Annotated in this window: 12 protein-coding genes; 9 read left to right on the forward strand and 3 right to left on the reverse strand. The window is 27.1% G+C overall.

The genetic code is table 11. The annotated features are described in order from the left end of the window. Positions 1–77: 77 nt before the first annotated feature. Positions 78–224, reverse strand: coding sequence for a hypothetical protein (locus NWE74_RS13955; RefSeq protein WP_170139049.1), 147 nt, complete (start codon positions 222–224; stop codon positions 78–80). 212 nt (positions 225–436) lie between these two features. Between NWE74_RS13955 and NWE74_RS13960 the strand changes: the two genes are divergently transcribed. The 7 genes from NWE74_RS13960 to NWE74_RS13990 all read left to right on the forward strand — a co-directional run bounded on the left by NWE74_RS13960 (position 437) and on the right by NWE74_RS13990 (position 5,166). Continuing rightward, positions 437–739: a hypothetical protein gene (locus NWE74_RS13960; protein ID WP_258243603.1), complete on the forward strand. Its 303-nt coding sequence runs from the start codon at positions 437–439 to the stop codon at positions 737–739. 17 nt (positions 740–756) lie between these two features. Then, the gene (trxA, locus tag NWE74_RS13965) at positions 757–1,074 is read left to right on the forward strand and encodes a thioredoxin (protein ID WP_258243604.1); all 318 of its coding nucleotides are present in this window, start codon (positions 757–759) and stop codon (positions 1,072–1,074) included. Between the two features lie 138 nt (positions 1,075–1,212). After that, complete coding sequence (locus NWE74_RS13970; RefSeq protein WP_258243605.1) at positions 1,213–1,545, forward strand: winged helix-turn-helix transcriptional regulator; 333 nt, start codon at positions 1,213–1,215, stop codon at positions 1,543–1,545. Between the two features lie 130 nt (positions 1,546–1,675). Then, the gene (locus tag NWE74_RS13975) at positions 1,676–2,008 is read left to right on the forward strand and encodes an SH3 domain-containing protein (RefSeq protein ID WP_258243606.1); all 333 of its coding nucleotides are present in this window, start codon (positions 1,676–1,678) and stop codon (positions 2,006–2,008) included. A gap of 18 nt (positions 2,009–2,026) precedes the next feature. Beyond that, the gene (locus NWE74_RS13980; protein WP_258244465.1) at positions 2,027–2,383 is read left to right on the forward strand and encodes a C40 family peptidase; all 357 of its coding nucleotides are present in this window, start codon (positions 2,027–2,029) and stop codon (positions 2,381–2,383) included. A 151-nt stretch (positions 2,384–2,534) separates the two neighbouring features. After that, positions 2,535–3,947, forward strand: coding sequence for a dihydrolipoyl dehydrogenase family protein (locus NWE74_RS13985; protein ID WP_258243607.1), 1,413 nt, complete (start codon positions 2,535–2,537; stop codon positions 3,945–3,947). 22 nt (positions 3,948–3,969) lie between these two features. Further along, a complete protein-coding gene (locus NWE74_RS13990) occupies positions 3,970–5,166 on the forward strand; it encodes a cytochrome c biogenesis protein/redoxin (protein WP_258243608.1) in 1,197 nt (398 codons plus the stop codon). Positions 5,167–5,195: 29 nt separating this feature from the next. On the opposite strand, the gene NWE74_RS13995 is transcribed toward NWE74_RS13990, so the two are convergent. Next, positions 5,196–5,459, reverse strand: coding sequence for a hypothetical protein (locus tag NWE74_RS13995; protein WP_258243609.1), 264 nt, complete (start codon positions 5,457–5,459; stop codon positions 5,196–5,198). A 192-nt stretch (positions 5,460–5,651) separates the two neighbouring features. Here NWE74_RS13995 and NWE74_RS14000 point away from each other — a divergent pair, with 192 nt between their 5' ends. Together NWE74_RS14000 and NWE74_RS14005 are read left to right on the forward strand one after the other, a co-directional pair. Beyond that, positions 5,652–6,191: a hypothetical protein gene (locus NWE74_RS14000; RefSeq protein ID WP_258243610.1), complete on the forward strand. Its 540-nt coding sequence runs from the start codon at positions 5,652–5,654 to the stop codon at positions 6,189–6,191. Between the two features lie 33 nt (positions 6,192–6,224). Then, on the forward strand, positions 6,225–7,082 hold the full coding sequence (locus tag NWE74_RS14005; RefSeq protein ID WP_258243611.1) for a DUF11 domain-containing protein: 858 nt from the start codon (positions 6,225–6,227) through the stop codon (positions 7,080–7,082). A gap of 42 nt (positions 7,083–7,124) precedes the next feature. Here the strand turns inward: NWE74_RS14005 and NWE74_RS14010 are convergent, their stop codons facing one another. Then, positions 7,125–10,565 (reverse strand): isopeptide-forming domain-containing fimbrial protein, encoded by a 3,441-nt coding sequence (locus NWE74_RS14010; RefSeq protein WP_258243612.1) that lies wholly within the window; start codon positions 10,563–10,565, stop codon positions 7,125–7,127. Positions 10,566–10,624: the final 59 nt, after the last annotated feature.

Genomic DNA, 10,624 nt, shown 5'->3' on the forward strand with positions numbered 1-10,624 from the left:
TATAAAAATAATAAGGAGTGAAAGTAAAATTCTTACTCCTTATCATTTTTAGTAGAGGGGTTAATGTAAAGATAATATTAGCCTGCTACAATAGATGCTATAAATAGAGCCAATCCCATACCTAAAATAAACCAAAGCTGAGTAAATGAAAATCCTAATATTCCTAAGAATAAACCTATGAATCCAACTATAAACTTACTATAATTAACAGGACCATTCTTCAATATAAACACTCTCCTTTATAGGATAAAAACAGTTTTTAATGTATTTAATTAATTTTATATAAAACTAACTATTATTATATATGCATAAGATAGACTGAAATGTTCTATAGGGATAGTTTTTATAAGTGGTTACAAAAAAGTACCTAATTGAGGGGCTGATTTATGTTTGTTATATTAGTTATATAATCAATTAGAAAGGATTTGAGATAAATATGAATAACAAATTAACTTATAAAATAAAGGATGTAATAAATAAAAATGAATATACTGATGTAATAATAAAACATAAAATCGAGGGTAACGATGTAAAGATAAGTAACGCAAATGTTAGATTTAGATATGAAGCAAAAGCTAATAAGGCATATTTAAGTTTTGGAAATTCTGATGAATATACAGTGTGTGAGGTTGAAGATTCAAGCATAAACGAAGTAATTATAAATGATGATTCATTAAGTATAGAAACAAATGAAAAAAGTTATTATTGCTATATAAATAAAGATAAACTATATGTATAAAAAGGGAGATTAAGATTATGTCAAAAATAATAAAAACTAATGAATTTATTGATAGTGTAGAAAACAAAAAAGGAACAGTTGTAGTAGATTTCTTTGCAACTTGGTGTGGACCATGTAAAATGTTGTCTCCAGTGTATAATTCATTAGGAGATGAAATGAAGGAAAGTGCAGAATTTTTAAAAGTTGATATAGACCAAAGTATGGAACTTGCCCAAAGATTTATAGTAACAACTGTTCCAACAGTGGTTATTTTTAAAGATGGAAAGGAAATGGATAGATTAGTAGGTTTTATACCTAAAGATAGTTTGAAAGAAAAAGTTGAAGAATATTTATAATTTTATATTTATATAAAAAGCGTAGAGAAATCTACGCTTTTAATTATATAAATAATATGTTATATTTTATAACTGATTAATTATAATAAATATAATTATTGATTATAAATAAGTACTCGATATAAAGGAGATGTAAGTATGTATAATATAGATGAGATTATATACGATTGTCCTGTAGAAGCTTTATCAAACATACTAGGGAAAAAATGGGTTGCTGCAATAATATGGGAGCTTCAAGATAATAAAATGAGATTTGGAGAGTTACAAAGAGCTGTAGAAGGCTGTACAAAAAAGATGTTGACTCAGCAACTAGACTTATTAATAAGTAATGATATAGTAATAAATGATAAAAAGATTTTAAATAATACAGTAGAATCTACCTATTATTTAAGTGAGGCTGGATTAAAATTGCTTCCTATCATGGAAACAATGATATATTGGAGTAATAAAAATCTTGTCTGTGATAATTAAATATGTAGGTTACAAAAAAGTACCTAATTGAGGTACTTTTTTTTTATTGATATATTTTATACATAAAGAAGCAAATAATTTAAGAAAAAAATATATATTATTAAATATAATAATAAAGAGGAGAACTATTATGAGGAAGAGTATAAAAACGATAGCAGGATTAACGATTATGAGTGCAGCTATATCAATATCTAATACGTATGCAGATAATCCACAAGGAGTAATAACTGCTACTACTTTAAATATAAGATCGGGGCCAAGCGCTTCTTATAAGATAATATCTAATGCGAAAAGAAATACTAATGTTCAAATAATAGAGAGAGGTAGCAGCTGGTATAAAATAAAACTATCAAACGGAAAAATTGGATGGGGAAGTGCTAAGTATATAAATTCAAATAAATATAGTTCAAGCTCTAATAGCTCAAATCAAAATAATTCTCAAACGACTAATTCAGTTGATTAATCTAGTAAAGTTCAAGCAATAGTAAAAAAGGCTCATGAACAGCTAGGTAAGCCATATGTTTGGGGGGCAGAAGGTTCGAATAGCTTTGATTGCTCTGGACTCGTACACTATGTATTTGGTCAAAATGGAATAAAAACTCCAAGAGTATCAAGAGATCAATATAAAGTAGGTAAATCAGTGAGCAAATCTAACTTACAATCTGGAGATTTGATATTTTCAAGCTCAGACTCAAGCGGTCGTGTAACTCATGTAGGGATATATGTAGGGGATGGAAAAATGATACATGCACCAAATTCAAAAGGAGTAGTAAAAAAAGTGGATGTAAACACTAGCTATTGGAAAAATACTTATGTTGGAGCAAAAAGAATTTTATAAATGTAATTAAAAAGCTGTAACACTAAGATTTAGTGTTACAGCTTTTTGGTTGTTGTACAAAATTACCAGGTTACTAAAAAGTACCTAATTTTCATTATCTTATATTGATTATATAGTATATATATAAGATGAAAAGAAAGGTGCTGTTAATATGATAAATAAATTTAATGCAATAATAATAGGATTCGGAAAAGGTGGAAAAACATTAGCTACAGATTTAGCTAACAGAGGTCAAAAGGTAGCGTTAATAGAGAAATCAAAAGAAATGTACGGTGGTACATGTATAAACCAAGCATGTATACCTACTAAAATATTAGAAAATCAAGCAAGTGAAATAAGAAGAGAAAGTTTAAATAAGTTTAGTGAAAAAGAATTAAGATATGAAGAATCAATAAATAAGAAAGAAGACTTAATAACAAAACTAAGAAGTGCAAATTATAATAAATTAAATAGTAATGAAAATATTACTATATTTGTAGGCGAGGGTTCATTTATAAATGGAAAAACTATAGAAGTAAAAACTATAGAAGTAAAAACTATAGAGGGAAAAAATGTTTTATTAGAGGGTGAAAAGATATTTATAAATACAGGATCAAAGCCAAATATACCAAGTATAAAAGGGATAGAAAACTCTAATATAGTTTATACAAATGAAACTTTAATGAAACTGAAAAAACTGCCTAAGAATATAACAATAATAGGAGCTGGATATATAGGACTTGAATTTGCTGGAATTTATGCTTCATTTGGAAGTAAAGTAACTGTAGTTAACACTCATAGTACAATACTTCCAAATGAAGATAGTGATGACTCAGAAGAAGTAATAAATATATTACAAAAAAGGAATGTAAATTTCTTAAATAATGTATCAATAGTTGAAATAAAAGAGGAAAATAAATTAGCTAAGTTAATATATATAAAAAATGAAGATAATCAATATAGAGAACTGGACAGTGATGTAGTATTAATAGCTACAGGTAGAAAAGCAAATATAGAAGGATTAAATTTAGAAAGAGCAAATATAGAATTAAATGAAAGAGGATTTATAAAAGTTAATAAAGTATTAGAAACTACAGTTAAAAATATTTGGGCGATAGGTGATGTAAATGGAGGACCTCAATTTACTTATATTTCATTAGATGATTACCGAATAATAAGAAATAACTTGTTTGAAGATAAGACTAGAAAAACAACATATAGGAAAAATATTCCAAATGTGTTATTTTTAGATCCTGCATTTTCTAGAGTTGGATTAAATATAAAACAAGCAAAAGAAAAAGGGTATAATATATTAGTTGCAAAAATGGCAGTAGAATCTATACCTAGAGCTAAACAAATAGGAAAAACTGATGGATTTATAAAAATAGTTATAGATAAAGAAAGTGAAAAAATTCTAGGAGCAACTATGATATGTGAAGAATCTAGTGAGCTTATACATCTAATACAATTAGCTATAGATATGGAGGTCAAATATACTTATTTAAGAGATAGAATTTATGCACATCCAACTATGACAGAAGCTCTCAATGATATATTATCACCATCAATGATAAAAGAAGTATAGAAAAAATAGTTAGGAGAGTTCAATGGAAAAAATAAACTTAATGGTTGTATTTGTAGAGGGTTTATTGTCATTTTTATCACCATGCATATTACCTATACTACCTATATATTTAAGTATGTTATCTAATAGTAGTGTAGAAAACTTGAATAAAGGGAGTTTTGCTAAAAGTGCTTTATTTAAAAATACAATATTCTTTACATTAGGTATTTCGATAACATTTTTTATACTAGGGTCATCATTAAATGCTTTAGGAACATTTTTTAATGCAAATAAAGATATAATAATGATATTAGGTGGAATAATTATTATATTTATGGGATTATTCTGCTTAGATATTATAAAATCAAATTTATTAAATACAGAAAAAAGACTTCAATTAAAATCAAAAGAAATGAATCCAATAACAGCTTTTTTACTTGGATTTACATTTAGTTTTGGGTGGACTCCGTGTATAGGACCTATGCTAGCATCTGTATTAATAATGTCATCAACGGCAGATAATTCATCTACAGCATATTTATTAATAGGGATATATACCATAGGATTTATATTACCATTTATATTAGTTGCTCTATTTTATAATAAGTTAATTAATAGAGTACAAAAAATCAAATCTTATATGACAGAAATTAAAAAAATTAGTGGAATTATCCTTGTTATATCAGGACTGATAATGATAATAAATGGAATTAACAATAAAGTTGATTTTTCTAAAATTCAAAATGAAAATAAAATAGAAAACAACCAAAGTATATCTGATTCAGAAGGAAAAGAGGAAGCTAAGGAAGAAAAAATAAAAGCATTAGATTTTAATTTATATGATCAATATGGTAAAGAGCATAAGTTAAGTGATTACAAGGGAAAAACTATATTCTTAAACTTTTGGGCTACTTGGTGTCCTCCATGTAGAGAAGAAATGCCTTATATAGAAGATTTATATAAAGAATATAATAAAAATAATGATGAGGTAGTGATACTTGGGGTTGCATCACCTAATCTAGGCAGAGAAGGAAATCAAGAGCATATAAAAAAGTTTTTAGAAAAAGAGAATCATACTTTTCCTATATTATTTGATGAAGGTGGAAGCCTAGTTTATCAATATGGAATTAATGCATTTCCATCGACATTTATAATAGATAAAGAAGGATATATAACTCAATATGTTCCAGGTGGAATGAATAAGGAGACTATGAAACATCTTATAGAGAATTCAAAATAAAAACAAGTGAATTATAAATTCACTTGTTTTTATTTTGTAGAAAATATTTCAGCTGACTTTACTATATTTTCGGGATATTCACAAATGTGTCCTTTTAATTCCATGTCATAATTACATAAAGGATTTTTACAAACAACATAAGATAAAAATTCATATTGATTTTCTAAATCAGAAGAAGTTTTATTAAGACTTAACTCTTTAAGTTCATCTAATCTTAAATCATATAAATATTTATGTTCACACTTGGGGCAGATAATATTAAAACTACGATTTATAGGTGTTTTTAAACTCATAAATATATACCTCCAAAGGATTAATTATACTTAATGTTTAAAAGTATTTTTCCCTACTTTATTTATAAAATGCATGAATTTAATTTAGCAAAAGGGTACTTTAAATAAAAATTTTCATATTATATATAACAGATATTACATATTAGCATCTTGTACTATATAAAATAAATAATTTAGGGAGGAAAATAAAATATGAAAGTTGATTTACAAAAAATGGTCTCTAGTTTTTCCTGCCCAGAAGAACTAGAAGCTTTAAGGTATTTTAAACAGTTTAATGTTTACGAAACGGTTAACCTTAATATTGATGCATATAAAAAAGGAAATGATAGGAATAATTTATATAGAAATTCATACTACAATAATCAAGAAATAAGGATATCTAAAATAGAATCTACTATTCCAAGCTTAAATATAGTATCAACAAAAATAATAAATACAATGGAAGGAACATCGTTAGAAGGTCAACACTTAACTGGAAAAAAATTAGTAGTTTTAGGTGAAATAAGTTTGAGCTTATTAGTAACCTACTATATCAATTGTAATAAATGTAATAACATTGTAAAAGAAGTTAAAATCCCTTTTAGCACATTTATAGTAATACCTAAGGATACATGTAATGAAGAAATAGTAAACTTAAGATATTTAATTGAAGATATAAGTACGGCTCCTCTGGACAACAGCAAGGCTATAGTTAGCATTACTTTATTGATTCAATATTTAGAAGAACATTAGATAGAGTATATAAAAATATTAAATGGTGATTTTATGAAAGTAATAAATGAATGCAGGATAAATTATAAATACAGATTATCATCGCAAGCACCTATAATCAGCAAGACTATGTTTAGTAATACTGTGTCTACACAGATTATAAAAGACACATTGGAGATTAGTAAATCTGTAAATAAAAAGCAGACATACCCATTTGACGTACTAATATATACAATTATTATCAGCAATATAGGAAAAGTAACTACAAATAATTTATTCTTTCAAGATAACATTCCAATGGGTACCGACTTTATTGAAAATTCCATAACAGTGAATGAAGTTAAAAAAAGATGTTTAAATCCAGAAAATGGCTTTCGTTTGGGAAGTTTAAAATCACAAGAAAAAATAAAAATAACTTTTAAAGTATTGGTATTGCCGATATACTTTTGTAAGCCGATAATTAACTACTCTACTGTAGGGTATGATTATATATATAATGTAGAGAAACCTCCATATAGAGATATAAAAAAAAGTAATTATGTTAAAACAATATGTGAAGATAAGTTATTTAAACAAGTATTATTAGAAAATACTCTAGAAATAAATATAGATGAAATAATAAATGATAGGTATAAATTGCAAATAATTGAAATTAAGCTTATAAATAGTCCACATTTAAATTTATTTACTCTCTTAATAATAGGAAAAATAGAATATGAAATATGTTATAGGTATAAATGTAATAATAGATTTATAAAAGGTGTATTTGGGTTCTCTACAGATATGTTGGTACCTATTGGCATAACTTTTACTAATAAAGAAGATATAAAAGGAACGATTGAGTATGCATCATCTAATTTAATAAATAACAATAAAATATTTATGAATATAAGTTTGTTATTATATTATTAAAAAACATCGATTATCTTAGATTAATCGATGTTTTTTATTTATTTAAAATGGATTAGGATCTATATTTAAAACAGTTTGACTTGGATAAGGACTAGTTTTAGATATGGCAGTAACAATAAAATTATATCCTATACCTAATGGTTGATCTGCAGGAATTGCAGCAGTAATCTTTATTATAGCAGTTTCATTAGGTGCTAAATTTGCTATTTGAGGCAAGTCTTCTTGATAGAGTGTATTTGATGGAATATCTGCTATCTTAATATCATTTATATATAGGCTATAATTAATATTAACTTTTTGTATTTCTAAAGTAAAGCTATCATATCCACCACCAGTATTTTTAAAATAATTCAAAATTATAGCTGTATTTCCAGGAGGTGTGACATAGAATGATGTTGAGTCATTTATCTTGTATAAAGGATCAGGCAATAAGGAAACACCTGGTTGCAATAAACAGCTTAATACATTACTTTGTTCTCCAGAATAGACTTTAGTAGGAGATATATCGTTATAATATGAAATAGCTGTTGCTTGGGTGTTTATAGTAGTTCCTGAATTCAATGTTGATAGAGGTATAACAGTGAAAGCAATATAACCTGAAACTGATGGATTTAAGCTAGGAACAGTTATAATAATTGTTTTTGAAGAGATATTATATGTCGCACTACATAGTACTGTCGTATCTATTGAATAAAATAAAAAGTTGCTATTTATAGGAATTTGTATAGTTCCGTTTGATAAATTAATTAAACTGTTATTTTGAAAATTTAATTTAAATTGTACTATAGAGTTAGTATTTATAGTGGCTGTTTTAGTATATAAAGTAGATGTTGTTTTATCTATTGCGCTTAGTGTCATTAATAAATTCGGATGATTTATTGTTACAGTTAGGCTCTTACTTATAGTACTAAAGCTTCCACTTTGGATTTGCTGATATAAGCATTGGAACGTATTTGTTTGTGTTGATGTTGTAGTATTGATACTTTTATTAGCATTATTTATTTTAGCTGTAATTATATATGATATTGTTTGAACAGATAATCTAGCATCAACAGTTCCCTCAGTTGGTAAAGTGATAGTATTTGAAGAAACTGTAGGTGTAATAAGAATACCATTTTTATACGAAGGCCCTAAATATAATTGCCCTCCACTTGGTAAAATATCTTTTCCATATAGTCCATAAGCTATAGTCCCTTGAGGAACTGTAATTGTAAGAGTATAAGTTATAGGAGAACCAACTTTGAAAGTATTAGGAAAGTTAGTTTTTGTAATATCTATAGCTGATGATGATAAAGTAACTGAAACACTTTTATTTAGATTACTATATTGAAAGTTAGTTGAACTTGCATTATAAATCTGTGAATAGGGATTAGTATTTGTAGCGGTAGTAGTAATATTAACTCCAGGAGCTAAAATAGAGCTTATATTTACTTGATATGTTAATGTTATAAATTGGCCTGGGGATAATTTATTTATATATACAACGATGTTGTTACTTTGAATGATTGGAGAATTATAACTTCCTGTTCCAGTCACATTTATACTGTTAGGATTAAGTGCGGACCAAGAAGATGATAAAGTATCATTTAGGGTAAAATCAAAGGCATCTGTTTCACTACCAAGATTATTTGAATTACTTATAGTAACGGTGTAAGTGTAAATTTCATTTGCTTGAATAGCACTTTTATTAGGACCTGATACGGATTTTGTTAAACTTAAGTTTGGACTTCCTATATTAATATTTACTTGAGATCGGTTACTATAAGCATATCCATAAGTATTTATCCCTTTTAATTTCATTAAATTAGCATTTCGAGCTGATGATCCAAGAGATGCTATAGGAATTTTAAAATCAATAGTACATGTTGATAATCCTGACAAATCTCCATAATAGAAATCTACTCCATGAGGGCTAATCAATTGTGGCGGCTTTATAGGGGTAATATTAGTGTATACATAGTTAAGACTATCAATCGGATCTGCAGATAGTGGGAAAAAATCATCTATATAAATTCCTTTTTGCGTTGCTTGTAATGTAGATGCATTATAAGTTAGAAGATATTCTGCAAAATCACCTGGAGCTAACGTATTTATAGTTTTAGGAGTTCCATCTTTATAATACCCTTTTATAAATTGTTTTGTTATAGTTCCTACTCCTATGTTGGAACTAACACTAGAGCTATCGCTAACTTGAGTAAATGGGCCAACAAGAGTTCCTAAAATATTAGCTGTAGCTAAAAATGGATCATAAGCTACTACAGGTAAATTTAAAGATTGGATATCTAATTTATATCTATAGTAGCTATCTATTTTAGCGTAAATAGCAACAGTTTTAGTAGAATTTTGAGTTGCCAAAGAAAAATTATACGTTAAATAATAACCTTGCAAGGTAGGATTATTTACAGCTGAAGTTGGAGATGGAGCACTAGACAAATAAAGTATACCATCTGGGATGAAATAATTAACTATAATGTTTTGAATATTATAGTATTGGCCAACCTTAAAAACATAGGTGTAAGTGAAGCTTGTTTGGACATCTACCGTAGGCCTATTTGTGGAAGTTGTTATTATTAAATCCATAGCAGCAAAACTAGTACTACTATTTGAAGAGGAAGTAATGAGAGGATCAGCAGATGTCATGTTAATTAACATATTTAGCATAGTTCCATGTACTATAAAGCTTCCTTGATTGTTATTATACTGGTTCCACACTGCGTAGCTAAATGTTAATGTAGTATTACTATTTATAGATAGATTAACATTTCCATAATAAAGCTGAGTATATATAGTGCCATTAATATTAACTGTACTTATAGTAGGACTAGAAAATTTAGAGGCATCAGTACCATATATGGTAATATTTCCAATATATCTTATACCATCCTGTAATAGTATTGATATATTTACTAAAGAAGTTGAGATTGAGTTATTTAAAACTTTACATGTAGCAGTAGTTACTTGAGTATAATCATTTAAAGAAGCTGAAGTTCCAGCACCCTTTAAAACTTTTTCAGAAGTTGTTATAGTACTAGCAAATCTAACAGTTACGTAAGTCATGGATATTTGTTGAGTAATCACTTCATTTCCTATATCATAGGCTCCCCTAGGCATGGTGTCCACTTGGCATTCTACATTTATTCCAGAAAAATTATATCCAAAAGGAATAGTAGATCCATTTTTAAATTTAGTATTACATTTTACTGTTATACTAAAGCTAAAATTTATTTCCATAGGAGCAAGGTCCTTAATATTTATCCAGGAATACGTGACGCTGTTGTCTACATTTGTAATGCTAGAAGTTTGAGGAATAGTAGATGATGAAAGAACCATACCATCAGGTAATGTTAGAGAAATACCTAAATTATATAATCTTTGGCTAGAACTAAGATTTTGGATACTTACATTAAAAGAAGAAGTGTTTCCTATTATAATTGGAACATTTTGAGTTTCAACAATACTCATACTTAGTATACTAGAGGGCATAGTATCGCTCCTTAAAATTTACTTTCTACATTATATTAAAAATTTTATATTGTGTTACG

The organism is Romboutsia lituseburensis (assembly GCF_024723825.1).
Taxonomy (GTDB): Bacteria; Bacillota; Clostridia; order Peptostreptococcales; family Peptostreptococcaceae; genus Romboutsia_F; species Romboutsia_F lituseburensis_A.

Excerpts from the sequence above, each read along its gene's own strand:
- NWE74_RS13960 (WP_258243603.1), top strand. The coding sequence starts at position 437 with ATGAATAACAAATTAACTTATAAAATAAAGGATGTAATAAATAAAAAT.
- trxA (WP_258243604.1), top strand. The coding sequence starts at position 757 with ATGTCAAAAATAATAAAAACTAATGAATTTATTGATAGTGTAGAAAAC.
- NWE74_RS13970 (WP_258243605.1), top strand. The coding sequence starts at position 1,213 with ATGTATAATATAGATGAGATTATATACGATTGTCCTGTAGAAGCTTTA.
- NWE74_RS13975 (WP_258243606.1), top strand. The coding sequence starts at position 1,676 with ATGAGGAAGAGTATAAAAACGATAGCAGGATTAACGATTATGAGTGCA.
- NWE74_RS13985 (WP_258243607.1), top strand. The coding sequence starts at position 2,535 with ATGATAAATAAATTTAATGCAATAATAATAGGATTCGGAAAAGGTGGA.
- NWE74_RS13990 (WP_258243608.1), top strand. The coding sequence starts at position 3,970 with ATGGAAAAAATAAACTTAATGGTTGTATTTGTAGAGGGTTTATTGTCA.
- NWE74_RS13995 (WP_258243609.1), bottom strand. The coding sequence starts at position 5,459 with ATGAGTTTAAAAACACCTATAAATCGTAGTTTTAATATTATCTGCCCC.
- NWE74_RS14000 (WP_258243610.1), top strand. The coding sequence starts at position 5,652 with ATGAAAGTTGATTTACAAAAAATGGTCTCTAGTTTTTCCTGCCCAGAA.
- NWE74_RS14005 (WP_258243611.1), top strand. The coding sequence starts at position 6,225 with ATGAAAGTAATAAATGAATGCAGGATAAATTATAAATACAGATTATCA.
- NWE74_RS14010 (WP_258243612.1), bottom strand. The coding sequence starts at position 10,565 with ATGCCCTCTAGTATACTAAGTATGAGTATTGTTGAAACTCAAAATGTT.